Origin of the sequence: Antarcticibacterium flavum (genome assembly GCF_006159205.1) — a bacterium.
GTDB classification, from domain to species: domain Bacteria; phylum Bacteroidota; class Bacteroidia; order Flavobacteriales; family Flavobacteriaceae; genus Gillisia; species Gillisia flava.
The window spans coordinates 2,863,669-2,883,702 of record NZ_CP040812.1 but is presented as its reverse complement, the minus strand read 5'-3'; the positions used below and the strand labels follow the sequence as shown (position 1 = coordinate 2,883,702).

At 41.8% G+C, this 20,034-nt stretch carries 18 protein-coding genes; 9 read left to right on the top strand and 9 right to left on the bottom strand.

Annotated features, from left to right (window positions below; all coding sequences use genetic code 11):
• Positions 1-52 precede the first annotated feature (52 nt).
• From porG to murI, 6 genes are all read left to right on the top strand, one after another.
• Positions 53-757, top strand: coding sequence for a type IX secretion system protein PorG (gene porG / locus FHG64_RS12450; RefSeq protein WP_139066710.1), 705 nt, complete (start codon positions 53-55; stop codon positions 755-757).
• A gap of 4 nt (positions 758-761) precedes the next feature.
• Positions 762-1,499, top strand: coding sequence for an isoprenyl transferase (locus tag FHG64_RS12445; protein ID WP_139066709.1), 738 nt, complete (start codon positions 762-764; stop codon positions 1,497-1,499).
• Between the two features lie 10 nt (positions 1,500-1,509).
• Positions 1,510-4,149, top strand: a complete 2,640-nt coding sequence (gene bamA, locus FHG64_RS12440) for an outer membrane protein assembly factor BamA (RefSeq protein WP_139066708.1) — start codon at positions 1,510-1,512, stop codon at positions 4,147-4,149.
• Positions 4,150-4,179: 30 nt separating this feature from the next.
• Entirely contained in the window at positions 4,180-4,992 is an 813-nt protein-coding gene (locus FHG64_RS12435) for an OmpH family outer membrane protein (RefSeq protein WP_139066707.1), read from the top strand.
• A gap of 35 nt (positions 4,993-5,027) precedes the next feature.
• A complete protein-coding gene (locus tag FHG64_RS12430) occupies positions 5,028-5,537 on the top strand; it encodes an OmpH family outer membrane protein (RefSeq protein ID WP_139066706.1) in 510 nt (169 codons plus the stop codon).
• Between the two features lie 69 nt (positions 5,538-5,606).
• Positions 5,607-6,398 carry a glutamate racemase gene (gene murI / locus FHG64_RS12425; RefSeq protein WP_139066705.1) on the top strand — a complete coding sequence of 264 codons (792 nt, stop codon included), beginning with the start codon at positions 5,607-5,609 and terminating at the stop codon, positions 6,396-6,398.
• Here the strand turns inward: murI and FHG64_RS12420 are convergent.
• The gene (locus FHG64_RS12420) at positions 6,383-7,396 is read right to left on the bottom strand and encodes a PorP/SprF family type IX secretion system membrane protein (protein WP_139066704.1); all 1,014 of its coding nucleotides are present in this window, start codon (positions 7,394-7,396) and stop codon (positions 6,383-6,385) included. The two genes, murI and FHG64_RS12420, sit on opposite strands and share 16 nt — an antisense overlap.
• A 145-nt stretch (positions 7,397-7,541) precedes the next feature.
• Here FHG64_RS12420 and FHG64_RS12415 point away from each other — a divergent pair, with 145 nt between their 5' ends.
• Positions 7,542-8,450, top strand: coding sequence for a NifU family protein (locus FHG64_RS12415; protein WP_139066703.1), 909 nt, complete (start codon positions 7,542-7,544; stop codon positions 8,448-8,450).
• A gap of 138 nt (positions 8,451-8,588) precedes the next feature.
• On the opposite strand, the gene FHG64_RS12410 is transcribed toward FHG64_RS12415, so the two are convergent.
• Positions 8,589-10,859, bottom strand: coding sequence for an inorganic phosphate transporter (locus FHG64_RS12410; protein WP_139066702.1), 2,271 nt, complete (start codon positions 10,857-10,859; stop codon positions 8,589-8,591).
• A 169-nt stretch (positions 10,860-11,028) separates the two neighbouring features.
• On the opposite strand from FHG64_RS12410, the gene FHG64_RS12405 reads away from it, so the two are divergent.
• Complete coding sequence (locus FHG64_RS12405) at positions 11,029-11,232, top strand: dodecin family protein (protein WP_139066701.1); 204 nt, start codon at positions 11,029-11,031, stop codon at positions 11,230-11,232.
• A 167-nt stretch (positions 11,233-11,399) separates the two neighbouring features.
• On the top strand, positions 11,400-12,263 hold the full coding sequence (locus FHG64_RS12400) for a mechanosensitive ion channel family protein (RefSeq protein WP_139066700.1): 864 nt from the start codon (positions 11,400-11,402) through the stop codon (positions 12,261-12,263).
• Here the strand turns inward: FHG64_RS12400 and tsaB are convergent.
• The 7 genes from tsaB to FHG64_RS12365 all read right to left on the bottom strand — a co-directional run bounded on the left by tsaB (position 12,260) and on the right by FHG64_RS12365 (position 19,963).
• Positions 12,260-12,931 (bottom strand): tRNA (adenosine(37)-N6)-threonylcarbamoyltransferase complex dimerization subunit type 1 TsaB, encoded by a 672-nt coding sequence (gene tsaB / locus FHG64_RS12395; protein WP_139066699.1) that lies wholly within the window; start codon positions 12,929-12,931, stop codon positions 12,260-12,262. The two genes, FHG64_RS12400 and tsaB, sit on opposite strands and share 4 nt — an antisense overlap.
• 12 nt (positions 12,932-12,943) lie before the next feature.
• A complete protein-coding gene (locus FHG64_RS12390; protein WP_139066698.1) occupies positions 12,944-14,212 on the bottom strand; it encodes an efflux RND transporter periplasmic adaptor subunit in 1,269 nt (422 codons plus the stop codon).
• Positions 14,213-14,215: 3 nt separating this feature from the next.
• Positions 14,216-15,547 carry a TolC family protein gene (locus FHG64_RS12385; RefSeq protein WP_139066697.1) on the bottom strand — a complete coding sequence of 444 codons (1,332 nt, stop codon included), beginning with the start codon at positions 15,545-15,547 and terminating at the stop codon, positions 14,216-14,218.
• 68 nt (positions 15,548-15,615) lie between these two features.
• Entirely contained in the window at positions 15,616-16,728 is a 1,113-nt protein-coding gene (locus tag FHG64_RS12380; protein WP_139066696.1) for an efflux RND transporter periplasmic adaptor subunit, read from the bottom strand.
• A gap of 32 nt (positions 16,729-16,760) precedes the next feature.
• A complete protein-coding gene (locus FHG64_RS12375; RefSeq protein WP_139066695.1) occupies positions 16,761-18,023 on the bottom strand; it encodes an ABC transporter permease in 1,263 nt (420 codons plus the stop codon).
• A gap of 1 nt (position 18,024) precedes the next feature.
• Entirely contained in the window at positions 18,025-19,269 is a 1,245-nt protein-coding gene (locus FHG64_RS12370; protein WP_139066694.1) for an ABC transporter permease, read from the bottom strand.
• Positions 19,262-19,963: an ABC transporter ATP-binding protein gene (locus FHG64_RS12365; protein ID WP_139066693.1), complete on the bottom strand. Its 702-nt coding sequence runs from the start codon at positions 19,961-19,963 to the stop codon at positions 19,262-19,264. The genes FHG64_RS12370 and FHG64_RS12365 overlap by 8 nt, the downstream gene beginning before the upstream one ends.
• Positions 19,964-20,034 lie beyond the last annotated feature (71 nt).

Here is a 20,034-nt window from a genome sequence, read left to right as displayed (position 1 = left end):
AAATTATTGCGGGGCAAACATAATTGTTATATTTGCAAACTTTTAAGAATATATGAGGCACCGGTTTTTACTAATTTTTATGTTTGCCTGCTTTACAACAGCTCCTGCACAAACATTTGAAGTTGGCCCTTTTATAGGAGGTGCAAATTATATTGGCGATGTAGGCAGCACCTTATTTGTAAAGCCTAACAGCCTGGTTGCAGGTGGTCTTGTAAAATGGAACCGAAGTAACAGGCATAGCTTAAGATTTAGCCTTTTATATGCAGAAATAAAAGCTGACGATGCAAATTCAAATCAAGTAATGAGACAACAAAGGGGATATTCTTTTACTAATTCTATAGCTGAAGCCTCCCTGGGACTTGAATTCAACTTTTGGTCCTATGACCTTAGTGAAGTGGAAGAACAAAGCACGCCCTATCTTTATACCGGCATCACTTACTTCAACTCCAAACACCACCGGCTAAGTGCAAACCGCCCCGCCTCTGGAGTCCTGGTGCAACAAGGAGAGAACTGGGAATTTTCCATTCCCATGGTATTTGGATATAAACAAACCTTATCTCAAAGAATTATTGCCGCGGTTGAAGTTGGCGCGAGATATACATTTACAGATAATATTGACGGCAGTAACCCCCAGGAATTATTGGGACGCAGGGATCCACCCAGGGAGTTTGGAAATGTTAACACCTCAGACTGGTACGTATTTTCAGGCTTAAGCCTTACCTTTACCTTTGGAAGAAAGCCCTGCTATACTTTTTAATAGAATGTTCAAAGAAAAGATCAATACTGAAAAGCTACCCCAGCATATTTCCATTATCATGGATGGGAATGGACGGTGGGCCAAACAAAAAGGGCTTTTAAGAGCTTTTGGACATGAAGAGGGAACAAAGGCCGTGCGAGATGTTGTGGAAGGCTGTGCAGAAATTGGCGTAAAAAACCTTACCCTCTATGCATTCTCTACAGAGAACTGGAGCAGGCCAAAACGGGAGGTAGACACTCTCATGCGTCTCCTGGTAAATTCCCTTAAAAAGGAGATCAAAACCCTATCCAGCAACAACATTAAACTTAATGCCATTGGCAACCTGGATAACCTGCCAAAGAAAGCTCAAAAGGAGCTAAAGGAGGTTATTGATAAAACTAAAGAGAATAACCATATGACCCTCACCCTGGCCCTTAGCTACGGCTCCCGTGAGGAAATCATGCACATGGTGAGAGATGTGAGTGAATTGGTGAAAAATGATGAATTAAAGCCTGAGGCTATTGATGAATCAATTATTAATAAGCATCTTTACACCAAAAATCTACCCGATGTAGATCTTTTGATACGCACCAGTGGTGAGCAGCGTATCAGTAATTTTCTATTGTGGCAAATAGCTTACGCTGAATTATATTTTACCAATATTTTATGGCCAGATTTTCGAAGGGAAGATCTTTACGAAGCCATTTTTAATTATCAAACCAGAGAACGAAGATTTGGAAAAACCAGTGAACAGATTAGTTAGTGCACAAATAATGACAAAAAGAATAATCTTCCTTTTGGCTTTTTGCTTAATATCCAACATATCTACCCAGGCACAGGACCTGCCTTTAGGACAGGGGAAAAAATATACAATTGGCAGTATTACCGTTACGGGAGCTGAAAGTTATAACGAACAAACTATCATCGCTTACTCCGGGCTATCTAAAGGAGAAGAGATCTTTATACCGGGTGACAGGCTTAGTAAGGTGCTTAAAAAACTTTGGGACTCCAACCTGTTTAGCGATATTAATTTTTACATCACCAATGTAGAAGGCGACGTGGCACATCTTGAGTTGGAGATCACAGAAGTTCCTGAACTTGCCGAGGTAAGGATACAGGGAATTTCCAAAAAGAGACAAACAGAAGAACTTATAAAGGAAAATAATCTAACGCCCGGGGTTAAGGTCACAGAGAACCTTACCACCACTACCAAGAATTATATCGAGAACAAATACAAAAAAGATGGCTACCTCAATGCAAAGGTAGTTGTAAGCACCAGCCCTGCAGTGGACACTACCGGCGCCAACAAAGTTAATATGGTGGTGAATGTAGACAGGGGAGATAAGGTTAAGATATCTAACATAGAATTCAATGGGAACGAACAACTTAGTAATGCCCGCCTGAGACGTGCATTAAAAAATACAAAACAAAAGAATTTCTTTAGGTTCTGGAAACGTTCCAAGTTCATTGCTTCAGATTATGAGGAAGATAAAACCAACCTTATAAATAAATATAAAGAAAAGGGCTTCAGGGACGCCCGTATTCTTAGTGATACTCTCATAAGGAAGGATAATGACAATATAGCAATAAGGATCAACCTTGAAGAAGGGAACAGGTATTACATAGGTGACATTGAATTCATTGGTAATACTGTTTATACAGATGAGCAATTAGGGCGTGCCCTTGGGATCTCCAAAGGAGATATTTATAACGGGGTGTTACTAAAAGAAAGGATTGCAGATCCCAGTGATCCCGATGCTGCCGATCTTGCTAACCTCTACAAGAACAATGGGTACCTTTTCTCCCAGATCAACCCGGTAGAAACCCGTGTTTACAACGATACCATAGATTTTGAAATAAGGATCATGGAAGGCAAGGAAGCCTATTTCAATAACATAAGCGTGGTAGGTAATGATAAGACCAAGGACCACGTTATTTACAGGGAGCTTAGAACAAAACCCGGGCAAAAATACAGCCAGCAAAACGTTATTAGAACTCTAAGGGAGGTTGGACAACTTGGATTCTTTGATGCTGAACAAATTTCTCCCGATTTCCAGAACGTTGATCCAAACAGCGGTACCCTGGATATGCAATATTCTGTTGTGGAAGCCGGTGCCAGCCAAATAGAGCTGCAGGGTGGATACGGTGGAGGTGGTTTCATTGGTACCCTTGGACTGTCGTTCAACAACTTCTCACTTTCAGGAATATTTGATAAGGAAGCATATAAACCATTACCTATGGGTGACGGCCAAACCTTATCCCTAAGAGCACAGGCAAGTATTTTCTACCAGACCTACAGCTTGAATTTTGTAGAGCCGTGGTTTGGAGGACAACGCCCGGTGAGTCTTTCCACTTCATTTTCTTATACAAGACAATTCTTCTTTGACCAACGAAGAAGGAGAGCCGATAAATCAAGGAGTTTTGATATTCTTGGTGTGAATGTGGGCCTTGCAAAAAGACTAAGATGGCCAGATGATTACTTCACCCTTTCACAGGCAGTAGGATTCCAGCGATATGACCTTAATAACTACAACACGGGACTTTTCACCTTTGGGGACGGTTTTTCCAATAACCTTACATACACCCTTGGGATCACAAGAAACAGTGAAGGGATCAACCCTATCTTCCCAACTACCGGTTCCAATTTTAGCCTTACTGCGAAATTCACCCCTCCTTATTCCCTTTGGAATGGGGTAGATTATGCAAACCTGGATCAACAAAGGGAATTCCAGCTGGAAGATGCCGACGGGAATCTTCTTAACGCAGATGGTTTGCGTCTAAGACCAGGCGATGAACCTGTAGGGGATAGGGGAAAAATAGACCAGGAAAAATTCAAATGGCTGGAATTTTATAAGATAAAATTCAAAGGATCGTGGTTTAATACCCTATACAACTTTGGAGGCAACAGCAACCTGGTTCTAAGAACCCATGCAGAATTTGGATTCCTTGGAGCATACAACAATGACAGGGGGATCCCTCCATTTGAAAGATTCTTCCTTGGGGGTGACGGCCTTGGGGCCTTCAGCCTTGATGGTAGGGAAGTGATCGCTTTAAGGGGTTATCCAAACCAGCAGGTTGTTCCTATGGACAGGAGTACTATAAGCCAGGCCAGTAACAATGACGGGGCCACTCTTTATAACAAATATTCACTGGAGTTAAGATTTCCTATTACATTGAAACCTATGGCATCCATATATGCACTTACATTTTTGGAGGCAGGTGCGACGTATGACAATTTCAGGGATTATAACCCGTTCCTTTTGAACAGGTCGGCCGGTGCGGGGATAAGGATCTTTATGCCTCAGTTTGGATTACTTGGTATTGACTTTGGATATGGGTTTGATCCAATTCCGGGATCAAATGCAGGACCAAATGGATGGGAGACACACTTTATAATTGGACAACAATTTTAATTTGGCACGATTATTTCTAACAACACATATATGAGACGCCACATTCTTATTCTTATATTGATTATGGCAGGTTCGGGACAACAGCTTTTGGCTCAAAAACCCAACAGGATCGCATATATAGATATGGAATATATTTTGGCCAATGTTCCTGAATACACCCAGGCTTCAGCCCAGCTTGAAGAAAGGGTGCAGCAATGGAAGCAGGAACTGGAGAAGGATCAACGCAAGGTGGAGGAAATGAAGATCGCCCTGGAACAGGAGAGGCCTTTACTCACCAAAGAATTGATCGAAGAAAGGGAAGCCAATATACGTTATGAAGAAAACAGGATTGCAGAGTACCAGCAAAAAAGGTTTGGTAGTAACGGGGACTTTATCCTTCAGAAAAAAAGATTGATACAGCCGGTACAGGATCAGGTGTTCAACGCGATCCAGGAATTAGGCGAGCAAAGGAACTATGATATTATATTTGACAGGACTTCAAATGTTGGCATAGTTTTTATAGCTGAAAGACATAATATAAGTGACCAGATATTAAGAACCATTACCCGCGCCTCCGGGAGGGAGCAGTTGAGCTCCAGGAAAGAGATCGCAGCGATGGAAAAAGAAGAAGGTCGAACCGTTGAGGAAGATGCAGAGATTGCAGAAAAAAAGCAGGCAGTCACCAATGCTAAGAATGAAAGGGAAACCCTTATCGAACAACGTAAACAGGAAAGGGATTCTATAAGAGCGGTAAGACAGCGTGAATTTGAAGAAAGACGCGCAAAGGTTCTGGAAGAACGCCAGGCAAGAAAGGATTCAATAGATAATGCCAGGAAACAAAGGCAGGAAAACAATAATAATTAAGCAACTTTAACACTAAACACTAAATACACTTTACAATGAAACAAATGAGGACTTTTCTTATAGCAGTAGCTTTTACAATTGGAGCAACAGCTTTCACACAGGCACAATCCAAAATTGCTCACGTAGCTTCACAGGAACTGGTAGAATCTATGCCGGCCTTTAAGGATGCAATGGCGCAATTGGAGAAGTTGCAAAAGACTTATGATACAGAGATTAGGGATATGATGACTGAAGCTCAAAAAACTATGCAGCGTTACGAATCTGAAGCCCCAACAAAGACTGAAGAGGAAAACCAGAAAAGAGCTGCAGAGCTACAGAGCACACAGCAAAGAATTCGTGAGCACGGGCAAAATGCACAACAAGACCTTCAAAAGAAAGAGCTTGACCTTTTAAAGCCTATTTACGAAAAAGCAAGAGTAGCTATCCAGAAGGTAGCAAGAGCTCAGGGATTTGATTATGTACTTGATTCTACAAATGGATCTGGAGTTATTATGGCAGATGGTACAGACCTTATGCCTGCAGTAAAGAAGGAATTGGGAATTTAATTTTCCATACAAATAAATAAATGCATAAACTGCGCTCTTCTTAGGGCGCAGTTTTTATTTTTGTAAGGTATGGAGAATAACGGGCCACTTGGTTTTTTTGATTCGGGAGTTGGAGGAACTTCCATTTGGAAAGAAGTGATACAATTGCTTCCCTATGAAAATAGTATCTACCTGGCCGATAGCAGGAATGCTCCATATGGTGAAAAACCGGTTAAGGAGATCATAGCCCTTTGTAAGAAGAATACAGACAGATTGTTGGAAATGGGTTGTAAGATAATTGTGGTTGCCTGCAATACTGCTACCACCAATGCCATTGACTACCTGCGATCAAATTACCACGTTCCTTTTATAGGGATCGAGCCCGCCATTAAACCCGCAGCCTTGAGCTCCAAAACAAAATTCATAGGTATTCTTGCCACCAAAGGCACACTTTCAAGTGCCCTATTCTCAAAGACATCTGAACTTTATAAAGAGAATATCACTATTGTAGAAGTAGTGGGACAGGGTTTGGTAGACCTTATTGAGCAGGGGGCTCACGAATCTCCAGAAATGGAACTACATTTACGAACGCTTCTTAAGCCTATGCTCATTGCCCAGATAGACTATCTAGTCCTTGGATGTAGTCATTATCCTTACCTTTTGCCGGTGCTTAGAAAGATCTTCCCTCCAGGTGTTACCATAATAGATTCAGGAGAAGCAGTTGCCCGGCAAACAAGGAAAGTTTTGGCTGAGAACAACCTCCTGCATGAGGCTGGTGCTATTGGAAAACATACATTATTCAGCAACAGTGACCCTGCGATATTGAGTCATCTCGTAAATGCAAAGCAGAATGGTTACACAGTATCCTATCTTGAATTTTGATTTACTGCAGGGCACACACAGTCATATCTGGCCCTGTTCTCTCCAAAATTATATCCAAGGGTGATCTGGTGGAATCCCTGCGTGCTTAGCACTACTGAATTTACTTGGTGGGAATAGGTATATGCGAAAAGAAACCTTTTATATTCCATTCCAAGAAATGGAGTGAAATATTGTAACTGCTGGCTCCTTACCTCCTGCCCCGATGTGGTATACTCTGCCCCCTCAAAACTACGCCTGTAGGACAATCCACCAAATAAAAGCCCATTTTCAAGGTCTCTGTAGGCTTTGAAATTTACATCTATAGCCCTTTCTGCAGTTTGCTCCCTCCATTGAAAGAGCAGGGATGGCTCATAGCTCCAACGCTTGCCACGGGGATTAAAAACATAACCGGCAGAAACGAGATATTTTCGCTGATTATTAGGAACGGCATCTGAATAAAAAAGCTCCCTTTTCACCCCCAGAATATTCTTAGCAGTTAGGTGAGCGAAGAAATCAAAATAGTAATAAGAGACTCCTACATCCATATTGCCATAAAAATCAGATAAATTCCCGCTACCCAGGGCAGGATCAAAAACGGTAAAATTACTTTGATCCAGGCTATGCTGGATGATACCACCACTAATCCCGAAGGATAATTGGTTTAAATCCAGCTCGCTTCTTGAAAACAGTAAATGATAGGCAAAGGTGGCGTATACCCCCCGCCGGGAATAATTCCCATTCTGGTCATTAAAGGCGATCCCTCCCACTCCTACACGTTCTCCCATGCGGCCATGAATGCTTAAAGTTTGTAAAGAAGGGGCATTTTTCACGTCAAACCATTGTTGCCTTGCAGTGAGCCTTATTTTATTGAAATTGGAAGCTCCTGCCATAGAAGGGTGCAGGAGGTAAAGATTGTCTGTTAGGTAATCTGAATAGGTAGGAATTACCTCCTGGGCTTTTATCTTGACCGGTGCCAGTAGCAATACCAACATAAGGGAAATAAAATACCAGTTTTTCATTCAATGTATATAAAAAAGAGAGAAAATCTTCCCTGCGAGTGTTCTACTGCAGAAATAAAAAAACCTTATGAAGATTGCCCCAATATCAATTGTAAATATATAGATTACCAGCTTTCTTTTAGTAATTTTGCCTAAAATATTAAATATGAGTACATACACGATCAATATACAACCCACCAATAATGCTGCTATCGTAAAATTTGAAACAAATCAATTCCTTACGAGGCATGAAAGTTTTGAATTTGGCAATATTGAGGAGGCCTCTAAATCGCCACTTGCCCAGCAGTTATTCCATCTTCCTTTTGTGAAAACGGTTTTTATAGCTCAAAATTTCATAGCTATTGAGAAATATAATATAGTGGAATGGGCAGATGTACAGGAAGAGGTAGCAGACCAGCTAAGAGAGTACATGAACAACGGCGGCGAGATCCTGAAGCAGGAAAATCAAACTACGACCAAGAAAGTTCCGGTAACTGTATATGCAGAAAGCACTCCTAACCCTGTAGTGATGAAGTTTGTCGCGAACAAAAAACTTGTTATATCCGGGGTGGAATTCAAGAATATTGATGCGGCCAGGAATGCCCCTCTTGCAAAGCAACTATTCCACTTCCCTTTCGTAAAGGAAGTTTTTATGGATGAGAACTATATCTCCATACACAAATATGATATTGCAGAGTGGGATGAAATTACTCTTGAGCTTCGGGAATTCATAAGAAACTACCTGCAGGAAGGAAATGAAGTACTCTTAAAGGAGCATCCAAAAAAGACGGAGCAAAAACAGGAAGCAGCTCCCGCCCCTGTTAGAGAGCTGGATGATATCTCGAAAGAAGTGGTTAATATTCTTGATGAATATATTAAACCTGCTGTTGCCAGTGATGGAGGTAATATTGTTTTTGATTCTTATAACCCCGACACCAAAACAGTAAAAGTGATCCTACAGGGAGCCTGCAGTGGCTGCCCTTCCTCCACTGCCACTCTTAAGAATGGGATAGAGACTATGATGAGAGATATGTTACACGGGCAGGTGGAGTATGTGGAGGCTGTAAACGGGTAAAAGGATTACGAGGATTTAGGCAAAACATACTTATAGTATAGAAGGAGAGGAAAGAGGACAAGGAAAAATAACCTGTCACAATTTATCTCTTTTCTCTTCTCTACAACTGCATAACTCCTAACTCATAACTCGTAACACTTAATAAGTTATCGTTTGCTTAGCTTCCTGGTTGAATTCCTGGAACAATTGCAGCAGGCTCATTGTGGAAGTAATGAGGTCTTTGGTTTCCAGCAGGAGTCCAAAGTATAACTTGGTATTCTTGGGGCTTGTTTCTGAAGTTCTTATCCTGTTTATTTGTTTCTGGATCAATTCAGAAACATGATCCAGCAGCTGTTGTTTTTCAGCAATCACCTGGTCTATATTGCTAAAGCTATGGGTATCGAAAATATGCTGAATGTCATCAAAAAGCTTTTGCATCTTCTCATCGATCCCCTTTAGATCCCGCACTTGATTGAATTTAAGGTTCTTGTGATTATTGTGCACATGATTGTAGCTGTTCCTGGTAATAAAGCCTATTGACTGCACCATATCCTGCAGGTAATCAAGGATAAGGATATAGAACTTACTTGCTTCTACAGAGTCATCATCAAGGGATTTAATAAAATAAAAGATATTCCCCTTGAGTTCATCGATCTCCTCCTCCAGTTTATCTATGGCCTTACTATTCTTTTTAAGCTTATTGAGGTCATGATAGCCAAGATTGTCTACGGTTTTAGTATACATTTTATTGATACCCCCAATGACACTGGATATATTTTCTGAAGTTTCCACCGTTATCTCATTGATAGTAACCAGGTCGCTGCGATTGTATCTTTTAAGTTTCTTTTCCTCTTTTAGTTGCCTGGAGTGCACAATGGCACTTCTAACTATAAGAATAACCGCTACCAATACAAGGATAGCAATAGCAATGATGCCTCCAAAATAAATAATCGCAGCAAAGAGGGCTGCACCTGCGAAAGCCACAAGGGCGGTAACAAACCATCCTCCAATAACATTCACAACTCCTGCCACCCGGTACACCGCACTATCCCTGTCCCAGGCCCTGTCTGCCAGAGAAGTTCCCATTGCCACCATAAATGTGACATAGGTAGTGGACAAAGGAAGTTTCAAGTTTGTAGCAATAGAGATAAGTATGCTGGCAACCACGAGGTTTACAGAAGCTCGCACCAGGTCAAATGAGGGTGCATCAAGCCTTCCTGCCGGGGCCGCTGGTTCACTCTTTTGGAATTTTTCCCCAAGCCTTTCAGAAAAACTTTTAGGGATGACACTTTCTATGACATTACCAACCACTAAAAAGTAGCGAACCAGGCCCCGGGAGATAAAATTAGGTTCAAACCTTTCAGCACCATCCCGCTGGCGGCTTAGGTTTATTTCTGTATCGGTTACCTTCATTGCCTTCTTGGAGAACCATAGAGTAATTACCATTATTATGCCGGCAAGTAAAAGCAATCCAACAGGTGTGGAAACCTGTCCTGAAAGGTCTCCCATTAAGAATTCATTGGGCATGACCCCGGTTGCCTGGTGAGCTGCCTGCCAAATCTCAAAAGATTGCCACGCAGCAATAGGTACTCCAATAAAATTTACCAGGTCATTCCCGGCAAAAGCCAGGGCCAGGGCAAAGGTTCCAACGAGGATAATGATCTTCAGGATATTAATCCTGAAAAAAGAAATTATTACCTGGGAAAGTATAGTGAATATCAAAAATGAAATGAGGACGATAAACAAGGCGTTATTGCTCACATATTCCAGTAAACCGGCAGGAACGATCGCAATACTTTTAAGCCCCTTCATCAATATGAAATAAAGAATCGCGGTGAAGGAAAGTCCGCCAAAAGCAGCGCCTACATATTTGATCTTTTTCTCATATTGAAATGAGAAAATAAGTCTTGAAAAGTACTGCACAATTGCTCCAATTGTAAATGCTATGACAACAGAGAGAAGGATCCCCGAAATGATCTGGGTAGCCTTTGCAGTATTGATATAATCATATATGCTCGCGTAGTCACCACTGGAATAATGGATCTTAAGAAGGGAAACACATACAGCAGCACCAAGTAATTCAAAAACAATGGAAACTGTAGTGGAAGTTGGTAAACCAATGGAATTAAAGAAATCCAGTAGTAAAATATCTGCGATCATCACAGCCATAAAGATGATCATGATCTCTTCAAAATAGAATTTACCCGGGATGAAAATACCCTCCCTGGCAACCTCCATAAGGCCACTAGAGAATACAGCACCAACCGCCACTCCAAGGCTCGCCACAATTAAAATTGTACGCAGGGGTACGGCTTTGGACCCAATTGCAGAATTAAGGAAGTTTACGGCATCATTGCTTACGCCTACTACAAGATCTGTAATGGCCAGGGCAAAAAGGGCCACGAGCATTACAACATACACATCTTCCATACAGGACAGGTTCTTAACCTACAAAATTGAAGTATTTTAATTTAAAAATTCGCTTTTCAAGGTTATTAAAAGTTTAAGAGATTTCCTTTAACAGCCTTTTAAATTACTGTAGTCCGGTTTTTCGTAACTTATTGCTTTAAAAACATTTACTAACTAAACATTTTAAATTATGGCATTGATCAAGGTTGTTGAAATTATGGCAAACTCCGGTAAGAGCTGGGAAGATGCTGCCCAAAATGCGGTTAAACAGGCTGCAAAAACAATTAAGAACATAAAATCTATTTATGTAAAGGAACAAACCGCTGTAGTAAATGGGGAGAACATCACCGAGTACAGGGTTAATCTCAAAATTTCCTTTGAGGTTGTACATTAAAGGTCCTTATCCCGGTTAGCGCCGGGATTTTTTATTTCCTTTCCAATTCAAATAATTTATTGTCTAATTAAAAGCCAAACAACACTATACATTTTTAACAATTTTTAACATTTGTTTTCCTTTTGGGTATATCAAAATTCATTCACTTTGCAGCAAAGTTTTTATATATGGATTACATTGATGATTATGCGGTTTATCTGGGTGAGTTTGTAGATAAATTGATAGATTACCTTCCCAGTTTTATAGCTGCAATCTTTCTTCTCCTTTTTGGTCTTTGGTTTATTAAGATCTTCACCTCCCAGGTAAGAAAAATAATCCACAAGAGAGGTTACGATAAAACCATCGAAAATTTTGCGATAAGCCTTATAAGCGTAGGCCTGCGAATTCTACTGGTCATCCTGGTGATCACTCAACTTGGATTTGAAACCACTTCACTGGTAGCGGTTATTGGAGCTGCCGGTCTTGCTATTGGCCTGGCCCTGCAAGGCTCCCTTTCAAATTTTGCCGGTGGGGTACTCATACTCATTCTTAAACCCTTTAAGGTTGGAGACTGGATCGAAGCCAAAGGAGTATCTGGGTCTGTAAAGGAAACCTCTTTATTCTATACCAAATTGAATACTTTTGGAAACCAACTGGCTATAATTCCAAATGGCCAGTTAACAAATGATAATATTATAAACTATACGGTAGAAGGAAAAAGAAGGGCTGCAATCACCATTGGCGTTTCTTACGATAGCGATGTTAAACTTGCGAAGGAGATCCTTTTAAACTTGCTTAAAGAGCAGGAGAACATTCTTCCTGAACCTGAACCAATGGTAGTGGTAACCGAACTGGCAGACAGCTCTGTTAACTTTTCTGTTAGATTTTGGGCTGTGAATGACCATTTCTGGACCTGTAGCTGGTATACAATCGAAGAGGCTAAAGTGAGACTTGAAGCCGCAGGTATTACAATTCCATTCCCGCAAAGAGATGTGCATTTTTACGATCACTCAAAGGAAATGAATTCCCAGGAGGCAGGAAAAAAGGCTTAACCTGCGATAAAATCCTTAAGGTAATAAGGGACAAAATAAGCGACATCTTCCAGGTCGCTATTTTTGTACCTCATTGCGGCAATCTTTACCATTTCTTTTGCTGATGGCAGTTTCTCCCTAATGAAATTTGCATTGGGGTGACTGCATATTTTTTCAAATTTTTCCACCCCGCTACCAATAAAATGGACTTTTCCCTTCTCAAGATAAGAAGTGTAAGAATTCTCATCCAGGATCTTAGCAGATACAGGCTCAATTTGATTACCGCCGGCATCATAAACGGCAGTATAGACCTCCATTCTGCGGGCATCCATCATAGGAATGACAAATTCATTATTAGTTTCATCATCCACCTTCACCTGTGATGCCAGGGATGTAAGCGTAGGGACGGCAATTAAAGGCAATTCCAGGGAATAGCAAAGGCCTTTTGCCGCCGAGACCCCAATGCGTAGACCGGTATAGGAACCCGGCCCTTCACTTATTGCAATGGCATCTAGGTCCTTAAAAGTAAGGTTATTCTCCTTTAGAATTTCCTCAATAAATATGTGCAATCTTTCTGCGTGAGAAAAATTCTTACTGTAATCTTCCTTTAAGCCAAGGATCTCTCCCTCGCGGCCAATGGCTACAGAGCAGTTTGTAGATGCGGTTTCTAAACAAAGTATGGTATGCAAGGTATGTTTCTTTTATTCTGAAGGCTTACCACCGTTCCCAACACTTACCTCATCCCCATTTTTCAGGCTTTTGGTAACCGTATTGTATGGCCCTGTTATCACAGTTTCCCCTTCTTCCAGCCCCGTTATGATCTCAATGTTACGATCATCCTGGATGCCGGTTGTTACAACCCGCAATTTAGCAAGATTTCCATCCTTCACAAAGACGGTTTCAAATTTTTGATTGCCTGCAGGAGGAGTTCGTCCCGCCTGTGGGCCGGTAGCAGTATCATTCTTGATCACTATGGCACTAATTGGTACTCCAAGCACGTTGTCCTTCTTCCTTGTAATAATATCTACTGTAGCCGTCATTCCAGGCCTGAACGGAGAATAATTCTCTGGCCTGCCTTCAAGTAGATCGGCATAGGAATTCTCCAGGATTTGCACCTTCACTTTGAAATTTGTAACCTGATCTGCCGTTAAACCTTCTATGGCAGAGTTTGAGATCTCGGTTACCACTCCTTTAAATTCCCTCTTTAGGTAAGCGTCTACTTCAACAATAGTAGAATCGCCAATAGATATTTTTACAATGTCATTCTCATTTACATCCACCACCACTTCCATATTGGATAAATTGGCTACCCTCATAATCTCTGTTCCTGCCATTTGCTGGGTTCCCACTACCCTTTCTCCAAGTTCCACATCAAGCCTGGAAATGGTTCCTCTCATTGGCGAATAAATTGTAGTTCTTGCAAGGTTATCTGTAGCTTCGGTAACAGTAGCGGCTGCACTTTGCATGCTGTAATAGGCTGCATTCTTTTGGGCCTCGGCAGTTTCATATGCTGCCACTATACGATCCCATTCTGCACCAGAGATCACCCCTCTTTCAAAAAGTTGTTTATTACGGTCATAATTTGCTTTTGCTTCCCTCAAAGAAGCCTCAGCCTGGGAATGGGAGGCACGCACATTTTGCAAACCTGCCCGGGAGCGTTGCAAGCTGGATTGGTAAAGATCTGGATTAATACGAACCAAAAGATCGCCTTTCTCCACCAATTGACCTTCCACAATGGGCAATTCAATGATCTCTCCTGAAACTTCAGAAGACAACTTCACCTCTGTAGCCGGCTGGATCTTACCGGTTGCAGCAACCGTTTCCACGATTTGAATTTGTTCCAGTTTCGTGATCTCAACCTCCTTAAGATTTCCTGAATCACCGAACCATCCGGCTTTCTTTCCTCCTATAAGGAGTATTATAAGCAATACAGCAATTACACTTATTATGATGAGTGTCTTTTTCTTCATTTTCTAAAATTTAAGTTCGCCTACAGGGATCCCGAAGTATAGTTCAATAACCTTTAGCTTAAAAATATAATCATATTTGGTACGAACAACTTCAGTTTGCGCGTTTTCATATCGAAATTTGGACTGGCTGAAATCAAAAGCATTGGTTAGGCCAACCCCATATCTTTCTGTTGCATATTCAAATGCCAGTTCCTGTGCCCTTTGCGCTGCCTGGGCTGCTTCATATGCCTTAAGGGCTCCCCGGGCATCAACGATAGCCTGGTAAACATTTGATTCCAGGTCCAGCTCTGCCTGTTCCAGCCTGTACTCTGCCCGTTCCACATTGATCTGGCTTCTTCTTACCTGGTTCCTGGTTGCAAAGCCATTAAGGACCGGGATATTAAGTTGTAACCCGTATGTGGTACCGTCATTTTCATAAAGTTGGGTAACAAAATCCCTTCTAAAAGGATCATTATCGGCATACCGGGTATTGTAATTAAAGAAAGCATTAAGCGTGGGGTAATAAGCACCGCGCGCAAGCTGTACATCCTTTTCAGCAATTCTTTTATTCTCTTCAGCAACCCTTATTTCATAGCGCTCCTCTTTTGCTCTTCTAATGATCTCTGCAGGAGAGTTGAGCAGGATCTCTTCCCCATAAACATCATAATCATATTCAACAATATCAAAATTCTCATAGTCTTTGATAAGAAGGGTTTGAGCCAGGCTTATAAGGGAGATCTCTATATTATTTTCAGCAATGATGATCCTTTGTTGCTCATCGGCATTGGTGGCTTCGATCTCCAGGAGATCTCCTTTTGGCAGGACTCCTGCTTCAACAAGTTCCCGTGTGCGTTCCATTTGCTCCTGCGTCACCTCATTTTGACCCATAAGAACTTCAAGAGCTTGCTTATTGAACAATACCTGTAAATAAGAATTTGCTACAAAAAGGGCAATATCATCTTTCATTAACTCCAGGGAATACTGGGTTGCAAGGGTGGCAAGTTTTGATCGCTGCATTTCCCTTAGATTCCTTAATCCATCAAAAAGGGTTAAGGCAGTAGTCGCACTCCCCGAAAAGGAAGTAAACCTTGTAGTCTCAAACTGGTTGGTGGTTGGGTTAATGGCCAAACCACTACTGTTTTGCAAATTGGAATTTATGTTAAGGGAAGGAATAAAATTCCCTAAAGCATCACGTTCAGCAATCTCGGTAAACTCAACATCCAATTGAGATTGTTTTACAGAGATATTATTTTCCAGGGCGTGCTGCACACATTCCTGGAGTGTCCATTTTTTTTGCTGGGCCTGCATATTGTTAAACGCGAAGAGTGCGAAAACAAACAAGAATAATTTTTTCATAGTTGATGTTGTAAAGAATAGGTCTACCATTTATGGAGGATGTTACAAATAAGATTAAAAAATTGCTTTTATCGCATAGCCTGGGCAGGCTTAATTTGGTTCCACACCTTAATCTTATCCTCTGCTTTTAAACCTTCAAGTACCTGCACATAAATACCATCACTTACCCCTAATTTAAGATCCTGCCTCTTGAACTCCTGGCTTCCTGTTTCTATCTCCACAAACGGCTGTTGAGTCTTTGGGTCATATTGCACCAAAGCTTCCTTCAAAGCCAAAACCTCATCTGCCCGTGCCAGGATAATAGAAGCATTGGCACTGAGCCCTGCCCTAATAAAAGTAGTATCTGCCTTATTGAGAGTTCCTTTTATATCGAATTGAATTGCACCATTCTCGCTTATTCCTTTAGGAGCAATATAGTCCAGTACGGCATCAAAGGTCTTATTCTCAATTGCACCTATGGTAATTTCCAGGGGAAGATTAACCTGGATCTTTCCTACTTCACTTTCATCTACTTTTCCTTCAAAGATCATTTTGTTCACATCTGCCAGGGTTGCAATGGTGGTCCCATCATTGAAGTTATTGCTTTCAATAACCTGGTTTCCTGCCTTTACCGGCACATCAAGCACCATCCCATCTATAGTAGACCTTATCAAGGTATTGGCCGCACTGCCCAGCCCGCTGGTAGTACCTGTGCGTACGATCTCATAATTTTGTTGTGCCGACCTGTAGTTTTGCTGGGCTCTTCTATAAGAAACCTCCACATTGTCAAAATCGTTGGCAGAGACCACTCCTTTTTCGAACAATGGCTTTTGCCTGTCATACAACTTTTGTTCATTGTCAAGATTTATTTTTGCTGAAACAACCGCATCCTTGGCGCTTTGCAAAGTCGAAACATTGGGGATCACCCGAATGCGGGCAATAAGGTCTCCCGCCTTTATTTTATCTCCAGCCTCGATATATATCTCGTCAATGATCCCTGAAATATTTGGCTTAATAAGTACTTCCTCCCTGGGCACAATACTACCTGTAGCTACGGTCTTTTTGATAATAGTTTGGGTCGTGGGATTCTCTGATGTATAAACAACAGGATCCTCCTGGTTCTTTTGATACAGGTAATATAAAGCACCGGCGAAGGTGATTATAATTAATACCAGGATACTAAAGGTGATTGCTTTCTTCATTTTTTGACTGAATTATTGATATAGTTCTCTTATTATTCTGTTCTTAATGCATCTACAGGCTTGATCTTTATGGCATTTTGCGCCGGGATCAAGCCCGCTATTAAACCTGAGATTATGAGAATGCTCAGGGCAATAAATACTACCCCAAGGTCTACACTGGGGTTGGCAAACATCATCTCTGAAGTATCCACCCCCTGTAACTGCAGGTTGATAAGAGCGATGATCCCGGTGGCCAATGCGATGCCCGCCATCCCGGAGATTATGGTAAGGAAAATAGACTCAAGAAGAATTTGCCCTCTAATGGCCCAGGGGGTGGCTCCAAGAGCCCGGCGAACCCCTATCTCATTTGTGCGTTCCTTGACCACAATAAGCATAATATTGCTTATCCCAATGATCCCCGAGAGTAAAACAAGTATTCCAACGAAATAAGCCACCGCTTTAAGAGCGATGAATAGACCATTGATCTTGCTGAATTCCTCGTAGAGATCAAAATTTCCAATTGCCCTCTCATCATCGGGATGTATGGAATGCCTGGCTTTAATAACTTCAAAAACCCCTTTTTTCAATTCGGTTATCGAGTTATCGTCATTGGCGGTAATTGCCATCCAACCTACCGTTTCTCCCATATTAAAAGCCTGTGAAAAGGCAGTGAAAGGAACGTATATCTGCTTCTGTGCCTCCTCAGAATTTCCATTATTGCCCTTTTTCTTGTAAGTGCCAATTACCATGAAGTTCACTCCATTGATCTTTAAATATGTTCCAATAACCTCTTCTCCGGGTTCATACATTTCCTTAACAACCCCTTCACCAATAATGGCAATTTTACGGTTCTCATTAATGTCTGAGTAGCTAATAAACCTTCCGGATGTAATATCCATAGGCTCCTGCTGCATCACCTCTGGATAATCCCCATACACATTGAACGCCCCTGTCTTTAAACCTCTCACGACATTATTGGCACCTCCAAATCCTCCAAGCTGGTTACGCGGGGAAACAAACCTAAGGCCCGGCACCTGTTGTTTCAAGGCTTCTACATCACTTATTTTAAAATTATATCGCCTTCCTTTTGGCAGGCCCTTATATGGCTGTGAAGGTGTTTGCGCCCACATGAACATGCTGTTGGTTGCCATACCGCCAAATCCCTGCTTCACACCGTTTTCCAGGCCCTTTCCTGCCGCAAGCAGGATCACCAGGATAAAGATACCCCACAAAACGCCAAAAGCCGTTAAAATAGTCCTGAACCAGTTTGTGGTCAAAGCTTCAATGATCTCACTCCATGTATCCCTGTTAAACATACTATTCGTCTCTTAAAGCGATTATCGGTTTGATGCGCGCCGCCCGCCACGCAGGAAAGAAACCTGCAATTGCTCCGGCAACTACCAGAATAAAAACTGTAGTTACCGCTACTCCAAAATCTATGGAGGGGTTGGCGATATAATTGGTCTCAATTAGGGGTCCTACAAATTCCAGCAGCGCCAGGCTGGAAATAAGCCCCACGAACCCTGCAATGGTAGTCACGAAAATAGATTCATGCAAGACCATAAGGATAATGGAAAGTGGTTGCGCCCCCAGCGCCTTACGCACTCCTATCTCCTTGGTCCTCTCCTTCACTATGATCAACATAATATTACTCACTCCCACAACTCCCGCAATAATGGTACATATACCCACGCCCCAAAAAAAGTACCTGATCATATCCATTAAATCATAAAATCGCTTTGCATTCTCAAGCGAGTTGTTAATGATCACTGCGCTGTTATCATCGGGGGAAATTGTATGCTGTTCCTTAAGAAAACTCTCAACCTCTGCTGAAAAGACTTCAGAAGCTGCCAGGGCCGCTTCAAAGCTTTCTTGTTTTTGAAGTGTAAAGGACATATTTCTTATTGTATTCCCTCCGCTGAAAACCCTTTGAGCTGTTGTTAGCGGTAAAAATACTCTGGTCTCTTCCCTTTCCCCGCCGGGGTCTGAGAAAACCCCTATTACCTTAAAGTTGATATCAGAGATTTGCACATACTCTCCTACTGCTTCCTTATTCTTAAAGAGATCATTTTTCACCTTATTCCCAAGCACGACCACCTTTTCATAATTTTGATGATCATTGTGATTCAAATACCTGCCTGAGACCATCGAGGCATTTTCCAGGAATTGATAATCTGGGTAAACACCCTCAATCCTGAAGGAACCAGATTCTTTCCCATAGTTTATCAACCCACTCCATAACCTAAAAATGGAAGACTTATATTCCAGCTCATCCTCGTATTTCCTGGCAATATGGTTGTAATCATCATTTTTCATGGTGATCATCCTCCCGGGGTTCATTCCCTTGTGTTCTTTGGAAGTACGGCCGGTCCATATATAAAGGATATTGGCAGCATCACTTTCAAATTCACTGGAGATCCCATTACTCATTCCCTGCCCTATTCCCAGCAGGATCACCAGGATGAAAATACCTGATGCTACAGACAGGCCGGTTAAAAATGTGCGCAGTTTATTCTTACTAATTGTATCGAAGATCTCCTGCCATCTCTCTATATCAAACATGGCTCAATGCTCTTACCTGGTTTACCTTGCTGTCATCTATGATCACCCCGTCCTTAAGATTTACAATGCGTTTTGTCATTTGCGCAATGTCGGGTTCGTGGGTTACGATGAGTATGGTCCTACCCTCATCGTTGATTCCCTGTATTAGTTCCATAACCTCATAGGAAGTCTTTGAATCCAGGGCACCGGTAGGCTCATCGGCAAGAAGGACTTTTGGATTGGATGCCAGGGCACGGGCAATGGCCACCCTTTGTTTTTGTCCGCCTGAAAGTTCGTTGGGATGATGATTTGCCCAATTTGCCAGGCCAACTTTTTCAAGATAACTCATAGCAGTTTCTACCCGCTCCTTTCTCTTTATACCCTGATAATATAAAGGAAGTGCCACATTATCCAGAGCACTTTTGTAAGAAATAAGATTGAAGGACTGGAAGATGAAGCCCAGAAATTTATTTCGATACCTGGCTGCTATCTTTTCATTCAGGTCTTTAATGGGCACCCCATCCAGGTGATACGTACCTTCATCTGCCTCATCCAGCATCCCCAGGATGTTCAACAGCGTAGATTTCCCGGAACCCGAGGATCCCATTATCGAAACCAGCTCCCCTTCTGCCACTTCAAAATTGATCCCTTTTAGAACATGAAGGGAATTTTTGCCCATCGTGTAGGACTTATGTAAATTCTTGATCTCTATCATCGCTCACCAAATTACCCTTCCGCCAGTCTACGGGAAAGAAGTAACCATAAGACCCATAAACAGAGAAAAAG